We start from the raw sequence: 22,123 nt of genomic DNA, 5'->3' as shown, positions 1-22,123 counted from the left end.
CTCATCAATAAGCCTTTCCGCGGGCCGACACGGGCCACAGAGCCTCGACCTTGCCGTTGCGCACACCGACATACCAATCGTGGACGTTGCAGGTGGGATCACAATGCCCAGGCACCAGCCTCAGCTTGTCGTTCACCTTCAAAACGCCGTCGGGGTCGCCGATGACACCGTGCTCGTCCGAACATTTGAGGTATTGCACATCGTCGCGCCCAAAGATGAAAGGCAGGCCGCTATCGACCGATTGCGCCTTGAGGCCGGCGTCGCAGATGGCCTTGTCAGTCTTGGCATGGCTCATAACGCTGGTCAGAATGAACAGCGCGTTTTCCCATTCGCCCTGATCGATCCGTTTGCCGTTCTCGTCCAGAATGCGCCCATAATCCGCATCCATGAAAGCGTAGGATCCGCACTGCAACTCGTTGTAAACGCCTGAATTGCTCTCGAAGTAGTATGATCCTGTTCCACCGCCCGAAACCAGCTCGCAGTCGATGCCTTCGGCTTTCAAACCGTCAACCGCGTCTTTGACCATGGCGATGGCTGTATCCAGCTTCTCTTTGCGCGCCTCATAGGTGTCGAGGTGCTGCATCGCGCCCTGATAGGCCTGAATGCCGGTAAATTTCAGGTTGGGTGCTGCGTTGACTGCCTTTGCGATATCGACAACAGCTTGGGTCGTGGTCACGCCGCACCGACCTGCACCGCAGTCAATTTCGACAAAGACTTCAAGTTCCGTGCCGTGATCGACAGCGGCTTTGGACAGGTCGGCGACATTGTCGATGTCGTCTACGCACACAATAATGCGCGCGCCCAATTTGGGCAGTTGCGCCAACCGGTCGATCTTGGCCGGATCACGGACTTGGTTCGACACGAGAACGTCCTTGATGCCGCCCCGCGCGAAAACCTCAGCCTCAGATACCTTTTGACAGCAGACGCCAACCGCACCGCCGAGCTGTTCCTGTAGCTTGGCGATGTCGACGGACTTGTGCATCTTGCCGTGCACGCGGTGGCGCATACCATGAGCCTTGGCATAATCGCCCATCTTCTTGATGTTCCGCTCCAGCGCATCAAGGTCCAGGATCAGGCAAGGGGTCTGGATTTCGCTTTCATCCATGCCGATTGCAGCGGGGATGTCGAACCCGACTTCCAGTTCTTTGATGTTCACAGGTTTGTTCATGTCGTTCCTCCTTACCCTTTCAGCCAGGGCAGTTTGTCCAGATCCACGTTGCCGCCGGTGATGATCACACCGACGCGCTTGCCGCGGAATACGTCCGGGTTCTTGAGTATGGTTGCCAGAGGCACGGCCGATGACGGCTCCATCACGACGCGCAGGTATTTCCACGTCAGCTTCATCGCTTCGATGATCTCGTCGTCAGAGGCGGTGAAAATGTCGGTCACATTTCGGGACACGAAGTGCCACGTGTTCTCTTTCAGCGGCACCAGCAGCCCGTCGGCGATCGTTTTTGGCGCATCATCGGCGATGATGTGACCTGCTTTGAAGGACCGGTATGCGTCGTCCGCCTGTTCTGGCTCGGCGGCATAGATCGCGGTTTCGGGTGCCAGGTTCGAAACAGTCAGGCACGTGCCCGAGACCATGCCCCCACCTCCGATTGGGGCGATGACCGCATCCACTCCGTCTGTCTGTTCCAACATTTCGGCCGAGCAAGTGGCCTGACCCGCAATGACGCGCGGATCATTATAAGGGTGCACGAACTCTCCGCCCGTTCTGGCCTGAACTTCGGCAAAGGTCGCCTCGCGGGATGAGGTTGACGGCTCGCACTCTGTGATCGTCCCGCCATAACGGCGCACGGCGTCCTTCTTGGCTTGCGGCGCGGTACGCGGCATCACCACGTTGCAGGGAATACCCCGCCGTCCGGCGGCATAAGACAGGGACAAAGCGTGGTTGCCACTGGAGTGTGTGCAAACACCCTTGGTCGCCATATCATCACTCAGGCCAAACACGGCGTTGCTCGCACCGCGTACTTTGAACGCGCCGGCCTCTTGGAAGTTCTCGCATTTGAAGAACAGCTGCGCTCCGGTCAGATCGTTCAAGTAGTCCGACACCATGATCGGGGTGCGCCGGATGAAGGGTTTGATCCGTTCATGCGCAGCGCGCATATCGTCGATCGTCAGATCGGCTGCGCGGATGTGATCCAGCATTGCAATCCTCCTCAGGCTGCGGCTTGGGCGCGGTCAAATGGGCCGGTGCGATAGTAGTCCTGCGCCGCCGCGACCCCGCTGCCCAAAGTGATCGGATAGTTCAGATCGGCCATCGCCATCTCGATTGTGCTGAGGCCGGACAGAACCATCACATCCGTCAGACTGCCCAGATGGCCGATGCGGAACGCCTTACCATTCAGTTGACCCAGTCCAATACCAAAGGACACGCCATAAGCGTTGAACGCGTGGTCAGTGAGTGTGTTGCTATCATACCCGTCTGGCACGTAGATCGCGCTGACAGTGTCAGAATACAGATCGGGCGATTGCGCGACCAGTTTCAGCTCCCAGGCGTCGACGGCGCGGCGCACACCTTCGGCCAGTCGGAAATGCCGGGCATAAACATTCTCAAGCCCTTCTTCGAACAGCATCTTGAGGCTTTCGCGCATGCCGTAGATCAGTTGCAGCGGTGGCGTATAGGGAAACCCTCCCGATGCATTGGCCGCCATCATATCGTCGAAGTCAAAGAAGGTGCGCGGTAGCTTGGCGCTTTTCATCGCGTCCTGTGCCTTGGGGCTGACGCACAGAATTGCCATGCCGGTCGCCAGCATGAATCCTTTTTGCGACCCCGACACGGCGATATCGACGCCCCAAGCGTCAAAGTCGAACGGCATCGAAGCCAGAGAGCTGACGCAGTCGACAAACAGCATCGCGGGATGGTTTTCCGAATCCATCGCTTGGCGAACCGCTGCGATGTCCGAACGCACCCCGGTGGCTGTTTCGTTGTGGGTCACCAGAACAGCGCGGATTTCATGCGCGCTGTCATCGGCCAAAGCGGCCTGAAACTGATCAGCGGGTGCGCCGGTGCCCCAAGGACATTCGACGATCTGAACGTCCAGCCCGTGACGCTCGCACAGGTCTATCCAGCGATGGCTGAACACGCCGTAGCGCGCGACCAGAACCTTGTCGCCGGGGCTGAGTGTGTTGGTAACGGCCGCTTCCCATCCACCGGTGCCGCTGGCAGGGAAGGTCACGATCTGGCCGGTCGTAGTACCGAACACCTTTTTCGTGTCCTCAAGAACGGGTGCAAAAGTTTCGACAAAATCCGGTGCGCGGTGATCCTGCGTTTGAACCTGCATGGCAAGACGCAACCGGTCTGGGATGTTGGTTGGGCCGGGTATGAAAACCGGGTTTTGGTTGGACATCTGTTATTCCTCCGCTTTGGATGTAAGTGTCCGGGAAAACCTCACGACGTGCAATTTTCTTGAAAAATATTTTCATTTTTGCGATTAAATATTTAACGCGCTGTATTTATGCAGTTTTTCGTTTTTCATTTTTGGATCTCAAAAATGAACGGTTCAGAAATAATCTGGCGCAGAGCAATGGAGTAGGGCGATGGACAATCAGAAAAGACCGCGTGGCAGGCCCAAATCCCTGTTCAAGGAAAGTTCGGCCGGGACCATGCAATCGCTGGATCGGGCGCTGGGCGTTCTGACCACGGTTGCCCGGTTGGAACGCGCAGCGCTCAGCGATCTGGCGCGCGAGATTGATGTGCCGACGGCCACGACGCACCGCATTCTGGTAACCTTGCAGAAACACGGCTTTGTTGCCTTTGACGACGAACGTCAGGAATGGATGATTGGGATTGAGGCGTACCGGACCGGTGCCTCGTTCCTGCGCCGCAACAGTGTGCTTGAAATCGGGCGGCCAATCCTGAGACGTCTTATGCAGGACAGCGGTGAGACCGCCAATCTGGCAGTGCCGGATGGGGCCGAAGTAGTCTTCGTCGGTCAGGTCGAAACTCCGAACCCCATTCGCGCCTTTTTCCCGCCCGGGGCGCGAACGCCGATGTATGCCTCTGGCACTGGCAAGGCGATTCTTGCTGCGATGAACGAAACGGGGCTGGAAAAAACGCTGGGGGCGATTGATCCGGTGGAGTTCACTGCGAACACGCAGATACCGGGCGACGGATTACAACAGGATCTTGCCAATACCCGCGCACGCGGCTGGTCGCATGACCGAGAAGAAAGATATCAGGGCATGTCCTGTATCGGCTCGGCGATTTTCAATGACCGGGGGGAGCCATGTGCAGGGATCTCGGTATCGGGTCCGACCGCTCGGTTTGGCGCGGATCGAGCGCATGCGCTGGGTGAATTGGTTCTGGCCGCAGCGCGGGAAATCACCCATCTTAGCGGCGGCCAGACCCCGAAAACCTGAAGCCCTGCTACCTGCGGGGTACGCGGGGAATACGCGACTGAGTTAGCTTGTACTTGTGTTCAGGATGCGGCGGATGGCCGTGGGTGCGGCCCCAAAAATCAGTGCCGCCGCGCCGCAGCCAGATTGGGATGCACAAGATCAGACCCACAAAAAACCCACCCGTATGCGCCCAATAGGCCACCCCGCCTTCGTCCGGGTTGCTGGCCAGACTGCCAAAGAACTGCATAGCCAACCAGACCCCCAGCATGACAAAGGCAGGTATCGTGAATATGCGGAAATAGACAATGAGGATCAGCAGGATATCCACGCGGGCCTTGGGGAACAGCAGCAGGTAACCGCCCATAACCCCCGCAATCGCACCGGATGCCCCAATGGTCGGCACGACCGAGCCCGGCGCTGTGAAGACATGGATCAGACCCGCGCCGATCCCGGCTGCAGTATAGAACAACAGAAAGGGCAGGTGGCCCATTTCATCTTCGAGGTTGTCGCCGAAAATCCACAGGAACAGCATGTTTCCGGCCAGATGCATCCAACCTCCGTGCAGGAACATCGAGGTCACCAGTGTCTCAAACGCAAAACCGTCAGTGATCCGCGCCGGGATAATCGCGTAGTCGTAATACAGCTGATTGATCAGCCGGGCATCGTTCATGATGCCCACATAGCTGAGGAATATCAGGATATTGGCCGCCATCAGCAGATAGACGACATAGGGTGTTCGCCCCGAAGGGTTATGGTCGCGGATTGGAAACATGAGGCGACGCTGGGCTTTTCCCGGCCCAGCGTCAAGGCATGCTTACGCCGCACCCCCAAGCAATGCGGCATTGCCGCCCGCGGCTGTTGTATCAACGCACAGGTGGCGCTCGGCCAGGACTCGTGCGCGATCCGGAAGACCGGGGATCAGCGGCAGGATCGGACCGTCCCGGCGGGCGAGGTGACGTTCGATCTCACGCGCTGTGTCGTCATCGCCCCACCAAAGAACGCCCGATATCCCGGTCACGTTCTCCAACCGATGCAAGTCTAGCGAACCGGTCGCCTGAATGGCCGTTCCCCCCAGCGCCTGAACGGCGTCGGCTTGCGCGCGCGCGGCCTCGGCTCCGGGACCCATGCACAGCAATGGCGCGCGTGGGAATTCGCTCAACCGGTTGGATTCACCTGTCGGGCCGGGCAGGGATTGGGTCTGCACCGACGCGGGCGTACCCTGAACATCGGGAAGCTCGCTCATTGGGTGTTCCCATTGCTCGACGGACTGCTGCCGGTCCGGGGCGCAGAACCGCGTCATGTAATTCGGCCCACCCGCCTTGGGGCCTGTGCCCGAAAGCCCCTCACCGCCAAATGGCTGAGATCCTACGATGGCGCCGATTTGGTTGCGGTTGACGTAGATGTTTCCGGCGTGCACTGCCTCGGTGATGTGCTGTACGCGGTCGTCGATCCGAGTATGCAGGCCAAAGGTCAGCCCGTATCCGGTTGCGTTTATGTCGGCGATGATCTGATCAATCTCAGATGCCTTGAAGCGAACGACATGCAGGACAGGGCCAAAAATTTCGTGCTGCAAGGCGGAAATGCCGGGTATCTCGATAAGCGTCGGGGCGATGAACGTCCCTTCGGGCGGTATAGGCGTGTCCTTTAAAACACGGCCTTCGGCGCGGGCATTTGCAACGTGAACTGCGATGCCCTGGCGCGCCGTATCGTCAATAACCGGTCCGCAATCGGTGAAGATCAACCAAGGATCTCCGACCTGCAGAACCTGCATTGCACCGGTTAGCATTGTCAGCAAATCGTCGGCGATATCTTCCTGGACATAGAGACACCGCAAGGCAGAACACCGCTGCCCGGCAGATTGAAACGCGCTTTCGATGATAGACTGAACGGCCTGTTCAGGCAGGGCGGTACTGTCCACGATCATCGCGTTCAACCCGCCGGTCTCGGCGATCAGAGGCGCACCGGGGCGCAGGTTGTCGGCCATGGCTGCGCGTATTTTCAACGCGGTCGCCGTCGATCCGGTAAACGCCACGCCGGATACGCGCGGGTCAGAAGTCAACGCCGCACCAACGGATGGGCCGCCGGGCAATAATTGCAGCACATCGCGGGGAACTCCGGCCTCGTGCAGCAATTGAACGGCCCGATGTGAGATCAGTGGCGTTTGCGGTGCGGGCTTGGCCAGAACTGCGTTGCCTGTGGCCAAGGCCGCTGAAATCTGGCCTGTGAAGATAGCGAGCGGGAAGTTCCACGGGCTGATGCAGGTGAAAACGCCTGCCGGTTCCGCGTCCGGAATGTTCGCAGCGTAGTAGCGCAGGAAATCGACCGCCTCACGCAATTCGGCAACGGCATCGGGCAGGGACTTACCTGCCTCGCGCGCGAGCAAGGCGAAAAGCTCGCCAAAATGAGCCTCATATAGATCGGCAGCAGTATTCAAGATACGCGACCGTTCTGCTGGTGGTGCCTGCCACGGTGCCGCGGAACTCAGGGCAAGCTCGACATCCTCGGCGCTGGCGGGGGCGATTGCTCCGGGGCGATCCTGCGGTTGGGCCGGATTGGTAACCGGTTGATCCTGTTCAGGGGTTGCATCGCCGGACAGCAGCGGCTGCGCATACCAGTGGTGCGCCCGGAAAGCATCCCGCGCGGCGTCGATCTTGTCCAAAGTCGGGGTGTGATGAAGGTCAAAACCCTTCGAATTGACACGTTCGGGTTGGAACAGGTCCGGTCCGGTTGGCAGCGGTCGTGCCTGATCCACAATGGTCAGGAACGGATCAGCGGCGACCTCTTCCGGTGGAACGTTCTCGTCTACAATCTGGTTGACGAATGACGAGTTCGCACCGTTCTCCAGCAGACGCCGCACCAGGTAGGCCAGCAGATCGCGATGCGCTCCGACCGGCGCATAGATCCGGCACCGTGTGTTGTTTTGGTCTTTGACAAGCTGGTGCAGGGTTTCGCCCATCCCATGCAGGCGCTGGAATTCGAATGGCTGGTCATCGGCCATGTGAAGGATCGCGCTGACCGTGTGGGCGTTGTGGGTGGCAAATTGCGGGTAAATTCGATCGGTCATACCCAGCAGTTTGCGGGCATTGGCGATGTAGGAAATATCCGTGGCTGCCTTGCGAGTGAACACGGGAAAGCCATCGATGCCTTCAACCTGAGCTCGTTTGACCTCGGTATCCCAGTAGGCCCCTTTGACCAAACGAACCATCAGCTTTCGGTCATGACGCCCGGCCATGTCATACAGTGTGTCCAGCACGATCCCGGCGCGCGGGCCATAAGCCTGAACGACGATACCCAGGCCGTCCCAACCATCCAGGGCCGGTTCGGCCATTACCGCCTCGATCACCTGCAGAGACAAGGAAAGGCGGTCTGCTTCTTCGGCGTCCACATTCAGGCCCATGCCTGCCGCCTTGGCCAAAAGGGCCAATGCCCGCAACCGGGGCACCAGTTCTTCCATGACTTCTGCTTCTTGCGCCAACTCATAGCGTGGATGGAGCGCCGACAGCTTGACGGAAATCCCCGGATTGGCCCGGATATCGTCGTGAATGCAGGCTTCGGCGATTGCAGCAATCGCCCGTGAGTAGGACAGGTGATAGCGGGCGGCATCGGCCTCGGTTCGTGCCGCTTCGCCCAGCATGTCGTAGGAATATGTGTAGCCTTTTGCCTCCATACCGCTGGCGCGATCCATGGCGGATTTGATCGTCTCTCCCAGCACAAACTGGCGGCCCATTTCCTTCATTGCGCGCCCGACTGCCGTGCGGATCACGGGTTCGCCCAGACGTTTTATCGCACCGCGCAAGACACCGACCGGAGAGGTTTTGTCTTCGTCCAGAACCTTGCCCGTCAACATCAGGGCCCACGTGGACGCGTTGACCAGCGACGAAGAAGACCGACCCAGATGCTTGCCCCAATCCGACGGGGCGATCTTGTCTTCAATCAGCGCGTCTATCGTGTCAGCGTCCGGAACGCGCAGCAGCGCCTCGGCCAGGCACATCAGCGCAATGCCTTCGTCGGTGGACAGGCCGTATTCGGCAAGGAACACCTCCATCATGCCGGGTGAGGTGCTGGACCGTATATCGCGCACCAATTGCGCTGCGGACGCGCAGATCGCGGCGCGGTCGGCATCGCTCAGGTCAGCATTCGCGATCAACGCGTTAAGAATTTCCGACGGATCGGCATAGGTTTTGGCATCAATTCGGGCGCGCAGGCTGTGTGACATGTGTCCTCCGGTCTTTTGAGTAATATAGTGTCGATTTTGCGGGATGATTGCCTTAGTTTCATCTACGGCTAGGCGATTGGCCTGATTTCAGGGGTTTGAGCGATGCAAAAAGACTTTCCGGGGCTGGATCGGTTCGACAGATCAATTCTGGCGATTCTGGCCGAGGACGGCCGGATCCCCATCGCCGATCTCGCGCGGCGTATCGGGCTTTCAAAATCGCCAACTCAAGCACGTGTGAAGAGACTTGAGGCCGATGGCATCATCACCGGATATCGTGCCTTGCTGGATCCCATTCGCCTTGGTTTAGACCACGTAGCCTTTGTCGAAGTCCGATTGACCGACACGCGCGAGAGAGCTTTAGCCGATTTCAACGCGGCCGTTCGTAAAGTGCCTGAGATCGAACAAGCCCATATGATTGCGTCGAATTTTGACTATCTTCTGAAAATTCGCACCGGGTCTATGTCGGAATACCGTGCGGTTCTGGCTGAAAAGATCTCCTCACTGCCGCATGTCGCCAGTACTTCGACCTTTGTCGCGATGGAGGCTGTGAAAGAGACCGGGATGTCTGAGGCCTTAGATGTGATGGGTTGACGAACACGTTGCGCGCGTCACCATTGGCGTATGAAACGCTTTGCTTACGCCTCAATTTTCTATGCTGCGACTGTTTTTGCGGCCAATGCTCAGGACTGCCCGGTCGCGCCAGACCATTCCGCTGACGTATCTGCGGTTCTGGAACAGATACAGGACGCTGAAACCGAACAGTCTGCTCGTGCATTGTCCGGTCAGCTATGGGAGTTCTGGACCGATGCCCCTGACGAAAGCGCGCAGGCTGTCCTAGATCGTGGCATGACACGTCGAAATGCGTGGGACCTGTTGGGCGCAATTGAAGATTTTGACAAGCTGGTCGCGTACTGCCCGTCTTATGCCGAAGGATACAACCAACGGGCCTTTGCCCACTATCTGCGTCAGGACTTTCAATCGGCGCTGCCTGACTTGGACAAAGCAATCGAGCTGTCGCCCAACCACGTCGCCGCGATCAGTGGCCGTGCGCTGACCCTGATGGGACTACAGCGCATGGACGAGGCGCGAGAAGCGTTGTCTCAGGCGTTGGAGCTGAACCCGTGGCTTTCAGAGCGCCATCTCATGGCACCGGGTGGGCCACTTGCCATACCGGGTGAGGACATTTGAAACAAAACGCCCCCGAAACCGCAAGGTTGGGGGCGTTTAGGCTTTGTGGGGATTATCCGACCAGACCGTTATCGGTTCGCTTGATCGCGATAACCGACGACCGTGGCGTGCCGCCGTCCGGCCAGTTGCTGCCGGGGTGCTGAATGCCAACGAACATGGTGCGCAGATCGCCGGACCAGGCCAGACCGGTGACCTCACAGCCGTTCGGACCGGTCATGAAACGCGCGATCTCGCCGGTGATCGGGTCACCAACCAGCATCTGGTTGTTGCCGTTGCCTTCGAAGTCGCCTTCGTTGTCGTCATTGCCGTCTGTCTGGATCCAGATCAGGCCGGTCGAGTCGATGACCATTCCGTCAGGCGAGTTGAACAGGTTACCGTCGTTCACATTCGCTGACCCGGCGCGATCATCTGTGTGCACGTTCGGGTTACCGGCCATGACGTACAGGTCCCAGTCGAACCCTTCGGCAGCATGATCGTCATTTGCGGGGCGCCAGCGCACGATCTGACCGTACTTATTGGCTTCACGCGGGTTGGCTGCATTGACCGAAGTGTCATCACCCCCTGCGTTTGGTTTAACACCACGGTTCTTGTTGTTGGTCAGGCAGCAATAGGCCTCAACCGCTACTGGACTGGAAGCCACCCATTCGGGGCGGTCCATCGTGGTGCCGCCAGCTTTTGAGGCCGCCAAGCGGGTGAAGATGGAAATCTCAGCTGCATCCATACCTGTGGTTTCTGGTGTGAGCGGCAGCCACTCACCTGTCGTGTCGTCATTGAACTTGGCAACATAAAGCGTGCCATCGTTCAGCAGGCCCTCGGTCTCGCCACTCGGCTGATAGGTGCCGTTCGAGACGAACTTGTACAGGTACTCGCCCCGCTCATCATCGCCCATGTACACAACGACGCGGCCATCAGCGGCCAGAGTGACCTCAGCGTTCTCGTGCTTGAAACGGCCCAGGCCGGTGTGCTTGACCGGTGTGCTGTCGGGCTTGGTTGGGTCGATTTCAACGATCCAGCCCGCGCGGTGCGGTTCATTCGGGTTTTTCGACGTATCGAAACGCGGATCGAACAGCTCATACCCGTTCCAGCTTTCGGCTTTTACGCCATAGCGCTTGAAGCCATCTGCAACCTTTTGTTCGTAGGTGGCGTTTTCGTCGCTGGAACCGAAGTAGCCGTTAAAGTTCTCTTCGCAGGTCAGGTACGTACCCCACGGAGTTTTACCTGCACCACAGTTGTTCATCGTACCTAGCGACGTCGCACCGGTCGGGTCGGCTTGGGTCTTCATTAGGTCGTGGCCAGCGGCCGGGCCAACGATCTTCATCGGCGTATTGTGGTGGATACGACGGTTGAAAGGGCTGTCTTTGACGACCGACCAGCCGTCGGGGCCTTCGGTGATTTCCATCACGGTTACGCCCTGAATGTTCTGCAGTTTCAGTACATCGTCAGCGCTGGCCGGAACACCTTCCTGCGCGGCGGGCATGTTAATCTTTCGGTTCGGATATTCGTGGTTGATCGCAATCAACTCGTGACCCTGGAACGAAAAAGTCTCCATCCCGTCAGTGTTTTCGCCGAAGATGCGATCCGATTTTTCAACTGGGCCACCATCGGTGATGTCATAGCCGTCGGCATCGGAAAACAGCGGGTCGCCCCAGCGCGTCATAACCTTCCACTCATAGCCCTCCGGTACGTGAACAGTGCCGTCGGTTTGCGCAGCAATCGGAGTAAAGGCAAAGCGCGAAGCTTCGACAGCCTGGGCCGAGGTTGAGCCCAGCAGGCCCGTGCCCATTGCGGCGGCACCCGAGCCAAAGGCCACTACGCCAGCCAGAAACCCACGGCGCGAGATGGCGTTTTCGACGACGCGATCAAAATCGTTTTCTTCGGGGCGAGGGAAATGCAGCTCGTCCCAATCGTCGGCGGATAGGGTGGTGTTATCAACGTCTTTCATGAATGGCTCCTGGCTGTCTTAGAGTAGTCGATGAAAGGCATGTAGGGCGTCTGTGTGACATGTTCTTAACAACATTATTAATGACTTCGCTTGGCCCTCAAGAAAAAACCAATCGGCTGGCGAAAGCATATCGATGCTTTCTGCCAGCCGCGCTTGCTATATCGGTAAAATGCACTCGTGACGATCAGGTTGCGTGATGCCAGCGATATGTCGGATTAAGCTAGCCGCTGCCCTGCTTCGTCAAAGCGATAGGCCTTCTCGGATGCATATCCGAATCGCAACTCTTGGCCTTCGGTGATGGTATGTTGGCCAAACAATCGGGCTGTGACGTCGTGGTCCTGAACTTTGGCTATCACATTGGTGTCCCCGCCCAACTTTTCCACATGGCTGACACGCGCGGCAAGCGGGCCGTCATCTGACAGGAACAGGTCCTCGGGGCGAATTCCGATCGTGTTCTGACCGCTTTCTTGAACTAACGCTTCAGGCAGGAAGTTCATGGAAGGTGAGCCCAGGAATCCGGCGACGAATTGATTTGCGGGGTTGTTGTACAGTTCCATCGGGCTACCGATCTGCTCGACCCGACCATCGCGCAAAACAACGATCTTGTCGGCCAGCGTCATCGCTTCGGTTTGATCATGGGTCACATAGATCATCGATGCATCCAAAGCACGGTGCAGATTGGCGATCTCGATCCGAGTGTTCATTCGCAGGGCGGCGTCCAGATTGGACAGCGGCTCATCAAACAGGAACAGTTTAGGTTCACGCACAATGGCGCGCCCGATGGCGACGCGCTGACGCTGGCCACCTGACAACTCGGACGGGTAACGGTCCAAATAGGGTTCAAGGTTCAGCATCCGGCTGGCTTTGGCGACACGGCCTTCGATTTCCGATTTGGGCTGCTTTTCCTGCTTCAGTGCAAGGGTCATATTGCCCCGAACGCTGAGGTGAGGGTAGAGCGCATAGCTTTGGAACACCATCGCGATCCCGCGCTTGGATGGCGGCACCAGATTGACCTGCTGCCCGCCAATGTTGATCTCACCTGACGATGCATCCTCTAGCCCCGCAATCACGCGCAACAGGGTGGACTTGCCACAGCCCGACGGGCCGACAAAGACGACGAATTCGCCTTCTTCAACCTCCAGCGTGATGTCTTTCAGGACATGCACGTTGCCAAAGGACTTGTTCACATTGTTCAGCGTCAGGGCGGTCATGATGCGGGCTCCTCAAGGGAAACTGGCTGGCCGGTTCGGATGCTTTGATCCGCAGCCAGACAAATGGCAAGCGATTGGACGGCGTCATTCATATGACGGGTCAGGTCGATGTCTTCAGCGATGGCGCGCAGCATGTAAGCCTGTTCTGCATCGCAGAGTTGTTGATGGCCGGGTTCGTCCGGCATCTCGATGGTGTGGTCGCCTTGCGGTGTATGGACCAGCAAACCGCCGACTTTGGTATGGCCGTCGATGTCGGCAGACGCACCCTTGTTCCCGTCGGTGATCGAGACCGACCCGTTGGGCGACACGATATCTTTCACGAAGAACGCTGTTTCCGACATCATCGGGCCCCATCCGGCCTCGTACCATCCGACCGAGCCGTCGCCAAAGATCACCTGAAACTGTCCGTAATTGTACATATCTTCAGCGATCTCATCTGACAGGCGCAAACCCATGCCATGCACGCGGACAGGCTTCGCATCGGTGATCTGGCACATCACATCGACGTAGTGCACGCCACAATCGACGATGGGCGAAGTGGTCTGCATCAACGCTTTGTGCGTCTCCCATTCCGCGCCCGAAGACTGCTGGTTCAAATTCAGCCGGAACACGTAAGGCCCGCCCAGATTGCGCGCCTCGTCGATCAACCGCACCCAAGAGGGGTGGTGGCGCAGGATATACCCAACCACCAGTTTGCGTTTCAGCCGTGTGGCAGTCTCGACCACACGCCGCGCGTCGGTGACATTGGTGGCGAGTGGTTTTTCGACGAACACATGCGCGCCGGCCTCCATCGCCGCACAGGCAAAATCGGCATGGCTATCCGAGTAGGTGGCGACCACCACCAGACCGGGTTTTGTCTCGGCCAGCGCCATTGCGAAATCCGAATATGCTGGATAGCCAGCAAGGTCGGGATGATCCACACGACCAGACCGGTTCACCAAGCCAACGATCTGCGCGTCAGGGTGGTGGTGATGGGCCAACGCGTGGCTGAGCCCCATATTACCAAGGCCTGCAATCAGAACGCGGGTCATTTGACTGCTCCGGATGTGATGCCGCGGATCAGCTGTCGCGAGAAGATGACATACAGGACAAGCACCGGCAGGATCGCCATCGACAGGGCTGACAGAACTGCGTTCCAATCGGTCACGAACTGGCCGATGAACACTTGGCTTCCCAGCGTCAGGGTCTTGGTTTCTTCGGCTGGGGCGAGGATCAACGGGAACCAAAGGTCGTTCCAGATCGGGATCATGTTGAACACCGCCACGGTCGCCATCGCGGGCCGGACCAGCGGCAGAACAAGGCGGAAGAATATCGTGTATTCGGACAAACCGTCGATGCGCCCGGCATTCTTCAGGTCATCGCTGACTTGTCGCATGAATTCGGACAGGATGAATACGGCCAATGGTAATCCCTGGGCCGTGTATACAAGGATCAGCGCCCAGAGCGAGTTTACCAGCCCGGTCGCCACCATCATCTCAAGGATCGCCACGGTGCCGATGCGGATTGGGATCATGATCCCCAGCGCCAGATACAGCCCCATGATCAGGTTGCCCTTGAACTGGTATTCCGACAACGCATAGGCGGCCATTGCGCCGAACAACAGGATAAAGGACAGCGACGCCACTGTGACGATCATCGAGTTCTGGAAGTACAGGAAGAAATCCCCCTGCTTCATCACCGTCTCATAGCCGATCATCGAGAAGCTGTCCGCATTGGGCAGGGCCAGTGGTTCACGAAAGATCGCGCGGCGGGATTTGAAGCTGTTGATCAGGATAACAAAGACCGGAAACAGCGCGATCAGTGTGTACAGGATCAGCGCGCCGTGCATCGCGACCATGTTGAGGGGGTTATGACGTGCTTTGTTCATCGCGTGGCCCTCACAATTGATACCGGCGCATCCGGGTCTGGATGCCGAACAGGTAGATGCAGACTCCCACAAGGATGATGGCGAACATCGCCCCGGCGATAGCCGAACCCATATGCGGGTCACCCAGTTGCAGCTGGAAGCCAAAGAATGTGCGGTACATGAAGGTACCAAGAATATCGGTCGAGAAATCCGGCCCCGCCAGCGCGCCTTGTGACGCGTAGATCAGATCGAAAGCGTTGAAATTCCCCACGAAGGTCAAGATCGAGATGATCCCGATCGAGGGCAGGATCAGCGGCAGTTTGATCTTCCAGAAGGCCGCAGTTCCGGTGATCCCGTCGATCTCTCCAGCCTCAAGGATTTCTTCCGGAATGGTCAACAAGGCGGCGTAGATCAACATCATCGGGATGCCGACAAACTGCCAGACCGAAATCAGCGCCAGTGTGGTCAAGGCGTATTCCTCTTTCCCCAGCCATGGGGCGAACAGCGACTTGAGCCCGACGGCATCCAGCATCGACGGCGCAATGCCCCAGATAGGCGAGAGGATCAGTTTCCACGCGAACCCGACAATCACAAAGCTCAGGATCGTGGGAATGAAGATCGCCGACCGATACAAGGCCGCAAACCTCAGGCGCGGGTGGCTGAGCAGGGCGGCCAAGGCGATCCCGATCGGGTTTTGAACCAGCATGTGGATCAGGAAGAACCAGAAATTATTGCCCAAGGCGTTCCAGAACTGTTCGGACCAGATCGGATCAAAGAACAGGGTTTGAAAGTTCTGCAATCCAACGAAAACGCGGCTTTGGTCAATCTCGGTGTAGAGCGCCAGACGCAGCGTGTTGAACAGCGGGAAGATCATCACCGCCGTGTAAACAAGAACGGCCGGTGCAAGAAACACAAGGATATGCCAGCGGAAGCGGGGGCGGTTCATGGGACTGCTTTCAATGGGGTGTCGGGGATACCCGGGCGATCACAGCCGCCCGGGTATATGTCAGATCAGCGCTTACTGGTGCGGAGCGTACCAGGAGGACAGGCCTTTTTGCAGGTCTGCGCCCAGTTCTTCGGGGCTGTTGGCGCCCTTGATGGCGGCAACGGATGCGCCCCAGGTCTCGTTCTCAAGGTTCGGCGTGCCGCGCGACAGGATCTGATATGTCGAACGGATGGTCGATTCACACTCGTCGCGCCAACCGACGAACTCTTTGGCCAACGGATCTGCCAGCTCGACCGGAGTGTTGGACAGCGGGAAGAAGCCCGGTACGGCGTTGCCAAAGATTTCGGCAAACTCGGGGCTTGCGACCCACGCGAGGAAGGTCTCAGCGGCCTCGGGGTGCTCGGAAGCAGCATTCATGCCGATGCCGATATCCGTGTGGTCAGAGATATAGCAAGTGTCGCCCGCGTTTTGGACCGGCGGCTTGAACGCGCCCATCTCAAAGTCGGCTTGTGTGTTGAAGCCAGCGATTTCCCACGATCCGGCAGGGTAGATCGCAGCCCGGCCCAGGGTGAAGATGTTCTGGCTGTCGGGATAGGTTTGTGCCTCATACCCGTCGCCCAGATACTGTCCCCAGCGTGCCAGAGTGGCGTAGGGAGCGGTCCAGGCTTCATCCGTCAGTTTCTGTTCGCCAGCGATAAGGGCCTGGCGACCTTCTTCACCTTTCCAATAGTTCGGGCCGATGTTGTTGTAGCCCATTGTGGCGGCTTCCCACTGATCGTTGGTGCCCATCGCCATTGGGATGTAAGTGCCGTCTTCCTTGATCTTGTCGAGTGCGGCAAAGAACTCTTCTTCAGTCGTTGGGACTTCGATGCCCAACTCAGCAAACGCATCCTTGTTGTAAATGAAGCCATGGATCACCGACGCCATGGGAACACAGAAGCTGGCCGAGCCGTCATCCGTCTGCCATGCCGACTTGGCTACGTCCGAAAAGTTGCTCATCGCTTCGACCGAGGACAGATCGGTCAGGTGCCCGGCCTCATACAGTGCCAGCGACGCATCAAACGGACGGCACGTGATAAGATCACCGGCCGAACCCGCATCCAGTTTCGAGTTCAGCACGGCGTTGTATTCCGCCGGAGCTGATGGGGTGAACTGCAGTTTGATCCCAGGGTGTTTGGCTTCGAACGCCGGGATGATCTGTTCCTGCCACAAGGTCAGGTCGTCATTGCGCCAGCTTTCGATAATCAGCGTGACGTCCTCGGCATAGGCGCTTGAAGCCATCAGGGTCGTGCCCAGTAAGGCCAGTTTCAGGCTATTGCGTTTCATTCGTGTTCTCCCAGTTGGTTAGCAGTTATTTATCTTGTTCCAGTGCGGATTTCAGAACCCCGCCGCTTGCGTCCAGAACGGCCGAGGCATCTTTGGGTGATATGCCACGTGCAGCGACTAGCACCGCCGGCTTCACGTCTCCGTTCGCGGCGTCCAGCGCGAGTTTTGCTTTTTCCGTATCAACATTGGCGATCCGCGCGACGATCCCCGTCGCCCGCGCGCGCAACTTGTTGTTGTCGGCGCGCAGGTTGACCATCATGCCGCCGTGAACATGGCCAAGTTGCAGTGCCATAAGTGACGACAGCATGTTCAGAGCGATTTTTTGAGCTGTTCCGGCACCCATACGCGTCGAGCCCGAGATCAATTCCGGCGGCGTCGCCAAAAGAATTGGGATATCTGCGCTTTCCAGCAAAGGGCTGTCTGCGTTATTGGCAATTCCGATAACGGTTGCGCCAAATGACTGTGCGATATTGCTGGCGGTCAGGGTGTATGGCGTCGATCCGCTTGCGGACACTGCGATGATTGTATCCGTCGGTTGCAATGTCGAAAGCGCGTCTGCTAATCCGTCGGCTTCGTCTTCTGCGCCTCCGGGCATTTCGACACCGGTCGGCAGGCCGCCTGCCATATGTATACGGAGCTGGTTCGCGGGGATTGAAAAGGTGCCGCCCAGCTCTTGCGCGTCGGCAGCAGCCATCAACCCGGATGAGCCAGCCGCCACATAGTGTAAAACGCCGCCCGCGCGGATGGTCTGCGCCATGGCGTTGCCGCCCCGCGCGATCGCGTCCAATGCGCCCCGTGCCGAGGTCGCGGCTTCAATCTGACCCTCAACCAGCGCCCGAGCAGAAGCGACAGGGTCTTGTGGGTCCAGCTTGATGGCGTCTGGATGCAGTTGTTCGGTCGGCGGCAGCGTCAAAAGAATCCCCCTTTGCGGTTCCCAATACAATACCTATTCAATACCACTTGTCCATAATTTTATTTTTCAGCAGAAATCAACGTATTCTGTGTCAAAACAGAAAAAAGCTGTAGAAATCGGCCTATTTTGGCCTTCCTAAAATCAAATAGGTATTATAATGGTATTGTCATGACTGAGTCTCTGAGCAATGCTGTACTGGCCATAGATGGTGGCGGAACCCGATGTCGGGTTGCATGTGAAGTCGCTGGTATTGTCCATTCTGTTGAAACCGGGGCTGCCAATGTCTCGACAGATTTTGATGCGTCCGTCCTGCAGATGAAATCGGGGATCACCCAGATTGCGCAAACGCTTGCTGTAGATGTTCAGGACCTGACTCAGTTGCCCGCCTTTGTCGGATTGGCTGGCGTCACAGATGACCATATTGCCCGTCGCGTGCAGAGCGCGCTGGGCCTAACGCGGGCGCGCGTTTCCGATGATCGACCAGCCGCGCTGCGAGGGGCGCTCGCGTCTCAGGACGGCTTGATCGCCCATTGTGGCACGGGGTCCTTTGTTGCTTCGCAGAAGGATCGGGTGATGCGGTTTGCCGGGGGGTGGGGGCCAATATTGGGGGATGAGGCATCTGCGCAATGGGTTGGTCGTTTTGCATTGGCAGAAGCATTGAATTCCGTGGATGGAATTCAGGTCACTAGCGAGCTTACGCAGAAATTGCTGGATGATTTTGGCGGTAGTGCAGGGATCGTCGAATTTGCCGGGCGGGCGACGCCGACAGAGTTCGGCGCGTTGGCCCCGATGGTTACCACTGCAGCAGTTTCCGGAGACGACGTCGCCAGAAAAATTATGCAGGCCGGTGCTACTTACATCGCCGATATGGCGGCACGTCTCGGATGGCAGCCAGAAGTCGCGATCTGCCTGACCGGCGGTATCTCTCCGCATTATGCGCACTATCTGCCTGCTGCCATGCAGTCAGAGATATGCCCTCCATCGGGCGAGCCGTTGACCGGGGCACTGGCTTTGGCGAAGGAGGTCCCGCATGAGCATTGCTGAATTCCTACGCTCTGATCTTTGGCTGACCTCGGAAAATGGTCCCCGCTACGTGCAGTTGCGGCGCAGGTTGCAAGAGGGGATCGATACGGGCGTCCTTGCGCCGAACTCATCGCTGCCATCCGAACGGGAACTGGTGGAAATTACTGAGTTGTCTCGCGTAACCGTGCGCAAGGCGATTCAGGAGCTGGTGCAGGAAGGTGTGATCGAGCAGCGCCAAGGGTCAGGGTCCTTCATTCGGGAACGTGTTCAAAGGGTTGAACAATCGCTGAAACACCTGACCTCGTTCACCGAAGATATGTCGAGCCGAGGAATGGAGACGACGTCAAAATGGTTGGAGCGCGGAGTATTTGCGCCAACCCCGGAAGAGGTCACTGCGCTGAATCTGTCAGAGGGTGAGCAGATATCCCGCATTTACCGCCTGCGCGAGGCGGACGGGCGTCCACTGGCGTTGGAACGTGCTGCGCTGCCACTTGATATCCTGCCGAACCCAATCGAAGTCACGACGTCTCTGTACGAAGTGCTTGATGGTCTGGGGCGCCGCCCGGTGCGCGCGGTGCAAAAGATCTCAGCCCTCAATCTTGCTGCGCGAGAGGCAGACCTGCTGGAGGTGCCCGAAGGTGCGGCGGGGCTGAACATCGAGCGTATCTCATTTTTGAAAAACGGGCGGGTCGCAGAGATGACGCGGTCGCTCTATCGCGGCGACGCTTATGACTTTGTCGCTGAATTGCGCCTATAGCCGGAAGGACCGGGATCAAATGTCCGAAAAGAACTCGAAAATGCGTCAGGAAATCCTGGAAATCCCTGATGCCGTCGACAGATTGCTCAGCACGGGGGCAGACAATATCCGAGCAGCTGCGCAAAGTGTAAGGGATACGGATCCGCGGTTTTTGATCTCGGTCGCGCGGGGATCATCCGACCATGCCTGCAGCTATTTGAAATACGCCAGCGAACTGCTTTTGGGGTTGCCGGTTGCCTCAGTAGGGCCGTCCGTCAGTTCAATTTACGGGGTGGACCTTAGCGCAAAAGGATCTGTCTGCCTGTCCATCTCACAATCCGGCCAAAGCCCGGATATCGTTGGCCTCACAGGGTCTTTGCGAAACTCTGGCGCACTGACAATTGCGGTGACCAACAACTCTGGATCGCGCCTGGCCGACGTGGCGGATGCGGTTCTACCACTGCACGCGGGACCAGAGCTGAGCGTCGCAGCAACCAAGACATTTGTGACCTCGTTGGTGTCCGGTCTATGGCTGCTGGCCGAGGTCAAAGAGGATGCTGAATTGATCTCGGCGATCCAATCTTTGCCCGAATACCTGGCGCGGGCGGCACATTGCGATTGGTCGGCTGCAGCCGAAAAAATTACCGGGCGCTCGTTGTTTACGCTTGGCCGCGGTCCTTCTTATGCGATCTCTGACGAAGCTGCATTGAAGATCAAAGAGACCTGCCAAATTCACGCCGAAAGCTATTCAGCGGCCGAAGTGCTGCATGGTCCGGTTTCGATTGTCGAAGAAGGATTTCCTGTGATTTGCTTCGCGGCCAATGATGCAGCCGAACAGGCGACTGCCGATGCGGCTGATGCCTTGGCGGAAAAAGGGGCTGCGGTCTTTGCAACGACCAACAAAGTATCACGCGCGCAGGCGCTATCTGTGGTTCGAACGGATCATTGGATCACGGACCCGATAACGGCGATTACGTCTTTTTACAGCATGGTAGAGGCCGTCGCCAGTGCGCGGGGAATCGACCCGGACGCACCGCGGCACCTTAAGAAAGTGACCGAGACGGTATGACAGAGCGCAAGGTGATCTTTCGAAACGGGCCAATCTTTGACGGCAGCCGGTTGTTACACGACCACGCGCTTGTTTTTCGCGAGGGGCGTTCGGGGGAAGTTTTGCCCGACGCCGAGGTCGCCCGGGAAAAGGACGTTGTCGATCTGAACGGCGACATACTCAGCCCCGGTTACGTGGATCTGCAGGTCAATGGCGGTGATGGTGTTATGTTCAACGATGATCCGTCGGTCGAAACGATCCGCAGAATTGCCGGTGCCCATCGCCGATTGGGTGTGGTTTCGCTACTGCCTACGCTGATCACCGACGAACCCGCCAAAACCCGTGCGGCAATAGATGCGACGATCGACGCGGTACGTGCACAGGTGCCGGGCGTTACCGGATTGCATTTGGAAGGACCGCATTTGTCGGTCGCGCGGAAAGGGGCGCACGACGGTAATTTGATACGGCAGATGGAAAGATCGGATCTGGACACGCTGATAGAAGCGGCTAATGCACTTCCTTGCCTCAAGGTAACTGTCGCGCCGGAGGGTGTTTCCGAGCAGCAGGTCCGCGCCATGAGCGACGCTGGCATCCTTGTCTCGCTCGGGCACAGCGATGCAAATTTTGCGACCTGCCAGAGCTATACCGCCGCCGGTGCGCGTTGCGTAACCCATCTGTTCAATGCGATGAGCCAGTTGGGCAATCGTGAACCCGGCCTCGTCGGCGCAGCGCTGGCCAGCGGAACGCTGTCTGCAGGGCTAATTGCCGACGGTGTCCATGTGCACCCCGCCGCGATGCGCGCAGCCTGGGCTGCGAAAACTGCGCCAGGTCAAATCTTTCTGGTCAGCGATGCGATGGCTGTGGCGGGTACTGATCAAACGGAATTCACCCTTGAAGGCCGCAAAATCACGCGAACCGACAGCAGGTTGACACTGGCGGACGGAACGCTGGCCGGCGCGGACCTGGACCTGACGACCGCCGTTGGTGTGCTGGTCAAGCAAGTCGGCGTGCCGTTGCAGGACGCATTGGCGGCGGCCACTTCCTATCCGGCTACGCTGATCGGATTGGCCCCGCCAACGGTCTTTGAATACGGTTCGGTGATCCGGATATCTGCCGATTTCAGCCGTTGCGAATGGCTGCCCGCGCAATCTTGAGTTTGTCTTTAACTGCCAGAACGACTGTCTTCTGGATGCAGATTATCGCCTGTCAATTTTTGTCGACGAATTTGAAATCTGGCTTCGAACTGCGCTTGGCGACATCTAACGCATCGCTTAAACCGACCAGCGCTGAGCGGGCGTCGTATACTGGCTATTACCTCAGCCTTCCAAGCAGATGTTATATGTTTCCCAGGCATTCCTGCAGTTGCCAAGCTATTCATACTATG

General features: G+C 58.0%; 19 protein-coding genes. 7 read left to right on the top strand and 12 right to left on the bottom strand.

Features of this window, described 5'->3' with window-relative positions; translation table 11 throughout:
- Window positions 1–4 precede the first annotated feature (4 nt).
- The 3 genes from bhcC to bhcA are packed head-to-tail and all read right to left on the bottom strand — an operon-like array spanning window position 5 to window position 3,353.
- Complete coding sequence (bhcC, locus tag AC2FJC_RS01665) at window positions 5–1,168, bottom strand: 3-hydroxy-D-aspartate aldolase BhcC (protein ID WP_496738162.1); 1,164 nt, start codon at window positions 1,166–1,168, stop codon at window positions 5–7.
- Window positions 1,169–1,179: 11 nt separating this feature from the next.
- The gene (bhcB, locus tag AC2FJC_RS01660) at window positions 1,180–2,151 is read right to left on the bottom strand and encodes a beta-hydroxyaspartate dehydratase BhcB (protein ID WP_496738161.1); all 972 of its coding nucleotides are present in this window, start codon (window positions 2,149–2,151) and stop codon (window positions 1,180–1,182) included.
- A gap of 11 nt (window positions 2,152–2,162) precedes the next feature.
- Window positions 2,163–3,353, bottom strand: coding sequence for an L-aspartate--glyoxylate aminotransferase BhcA (bhcA, locus tag AC2FJC_RS01655; protein WP_496738160.1), 1,191 nt, complete (start codon window positions 3,351–3,353; stop codon window positions 2,163–2,165).
- Window positions 3,354–3,543: 190 nt separating this feature from the next.
- Here bhcA and AC2FJC_RS01650 point away from each other — a divergent pair, with 190 nt between their 5' ends.
- A complete protein-coding gene (locus AC2FJC_RS01650) occupies window positions 3,544–4,365 on the top strand; it encodes an IclR family transcriptional regulator (protein WP_496738159.1) in 822 nt (273 codons plus the stop codon).
- 7 nt (window positions 4,366–4,372) lie between these two features.
- On the opposite strand, the gene AC2FJC_RS01645 is transcribed toward AC2FJC_RS01650, so the two are convergent.
- A complete protein-coding gene (locus AC2FJC_RS01645) occupies window positions 4,373–5,116 on the bottom strand; it encodes a rhomboid family intramembrane serine protease (protein WP_496738158.1) in 744 nt (247 codons plus the stop codon).
- A 42-nt stretch (window positions 5,117–5,158) separates the two neighbouring features.
- Window positions 5,159–8,560 (bottom strand): bifunctional proline dehydrogenase/L-glutamate gamma-semialdehyde dehydrogenase PutA, encoded by a 3,402-nt coding sequence (putA, locus tag AC2FJC_RS01640; RefSeq protein WP_496738157.1) that lies wholly within the window; start codon window positions 8,558–8,560, stop codon window positions 5,159–5,161.
- A gap of 102 nt (window positions 8,561–8,662) precedes the next feature.
- On the opposite strand from putA, the gene AC2FJC_RS01635 reads away from it, so the two are divergent.
- Together AC2FJC_RS01635 and AC2FJC_RS01630 are read left to right on the top strand one after the other, a co-directional pair.
- Window positions 8,663–9,151, top strand: a complete 489-nt coding sequence (locus tag AC2FJC_RS01635) for an Lrp/AsnC family transcriptional regulator (RefSeq protein WP_496738156.1) — start codon at window positions 8,663–8,665, stop codon at window positions 9,149–9,151.
- 30 nt (window positions 9,152–9,181) lie between these two features.
- Window positions 9,182–9,748, top strand: a complete 567-nt coding sequence (locus AC2FJC_RS01630; RefSeq protein WP_496738155.1) for a tetratricopeptide repeat protein — start codon at window positions 9,182–9,184, stop codon at window positions 9,746–9,748.
- Window positions 9,749–9,800: 52 nt separating this feature from the next.
- On the opposite strand, the gene AC2FJC_RS01625 is transcribed toward AC2FJC_RS01630, so the two are convergent.
- The 7 genes from AC2FJC_RS01625 to AC2FJC_RS01595 all read right to left on the bottom strand — a co-directional run bounded on the left by AC2FJC_RS01625 (window position 9,801) and on the right by AC2FJC_RS01595 (window position 17,932).
- A complete protein-coding gene (locus AC2FJC_RS01625; RefSeq protein WP_496738154.1) occupies window positions 9,801–11,690 on the bottom strand; it encodes a PhoX family protein in 1,890 nt (629 codons plus the stop codon).
- A gap of 215 nt (window positions 11,691–11,905) precedes the next feature.
- Entirely contained in the window at window positions 11,906–12,901 is a 996-nt protein-coding gene (locus AC2FJC_RS01620) for an ABC transporter ATP-binding protein (protein ID WP_496724122.1), read from the bottom strand.
- Window positions 12,898–13,932: a Gfo/Idh/MocA family protein gene (locus tag AC2FJC_RS01615; protein ID WP_496738153.1), complete on the bottom strand. Its 1,035-nt coding sequence runs from the start codon at window positions 13,930–13,932 to the stop codon at window positions 12,898–12,900. The genes AC2FJC_RS01620 and AC2FJC_RS01615 overlap by 4 nt, the downstream gene beginning before the upstream one ends.
- Window positions 13,929–14,768, bottom strand: a complete 840-nt coding sequence (locus tag AC2FJC_RS01610; RefSeq protein ID WP_058275926.1) for a carbohydrate ABC transporter permease — start codon at window positions 14,766–14,768, stop codon at window positions 13,929–13,931. The genes AC2FJC_RS01615 and AC2FJC_RS01610 overlap by 4 nt, the downstream gene beginning before the upstream one ends.
- Before the next feature lie 10 nt (window positions 14,769–14,778).
- On the bottom strand, window positions 14,779–15,693 hold the full coding sequence (locus tag AC2FJC_RS01605; protein ID WP_058275594.1) for a carbohydrate ABC transporter permease: 915 nt from the start codon (window positions 15,691–15,693) through the stop codon (window positions 14,779–14,781).
- A 72-nt stretch (window positions 15,694–15,765) separates the two neighbouring features.
- Window positions 15,766–17,019 (bottom strand): ABC transporter substrate-binding protein, encoded by a 1,254-nt coding sequence (locus tag AC2FJC_RS01600; protein WP_058275595.1) that lies wholly within the window; start codon window positions 17,017–17,019, stop codon window positions 15,766–15,768.
- Window positions 17,020–17,044: 25 nt separating this feature from the next.
- Entirely contained in the window at window positions 17,045–17,932 is an 888-nt protein-coding gene (locus tag AC2FJC_RS01595) for an N-acetylmuramic acid 6-phosphate etherase (RefSeq protein ID WP_496738152.1), read from the bottom strand.
- A gap of 168 nt (window positions 17,933–18,100) precedes the next feature.
- Here AC2FJC_RS01595 and AC2FJC_RS01590 point away from each other — a divergent pair, with 168 nt between their 5' ends.
- The 4 genes from AC2FJC_RS01590 to nagA are packed head-to-tail and all read left to right on the top strand — an operon-like array spanning window position 18,101 to window position 21,893.
- A complete protein-coding gene (locus tag AC2FJC_RS01590; protein WP_496738151.1) occupies window positions 18,101–18,976 on the top strand; it encodes a glucosamine kinase nucleotide-binding domain-containing protein in 876 nt (291 codons plus the stop codon).
- Complete coding sequence (locus tag AC2FJC_RS01585; RefSeq protein WP_496738150.1) at window positions 18,963–19,712, top strand: GntR family transcriptional regulator; 750 nt, start codon at window positions 18,963–18,965, stop codon at window positions 19,710–19,712. The genes AC2FJC_RS01590 and AC2FJC_RS01585 overlap by 14 nt, the downstream gene beginning before the upstream one ends.
- Before the next feature lie 19 nt (window positions 19,713–19,731).
- Window positions 19,732–20,760 (top strand): SIS domain-containing protein, encoded by a 1,029-nt coding sequence (locus tag AC2FJC_RS01580; protein ID WP_496738149.1) that lies wholly within the window; start codon window positions 19,732–19,734, stop codon window positions 20,758–20,760.
- Window positions 20,757–21,893: an N-acetylglucosamine-6-phosphate deacetylase gene (gene nagA, locus AC2FJC_RS01575; RefSeq protein WP_496738148.1), complete on the top strand. Its 1,137-nt coding sequence runs from the start codon at window positions 20,757–20,759 to the stop codon at window positions 21,891–21,893. The genes AC2FJC_RS01580 and nagA overlap by 4 nt, the downstream gene beginning before the upstream one ends.
- Window positions 21,894–22,123 lie beyond the last annotated feature (230 nt).

Source organism: Ruegeria sp. CDSB117, assembly GCF_059611005.1.
This window is presented reverse-complemented; position numbering and strand designations above follow the sequence as displayed.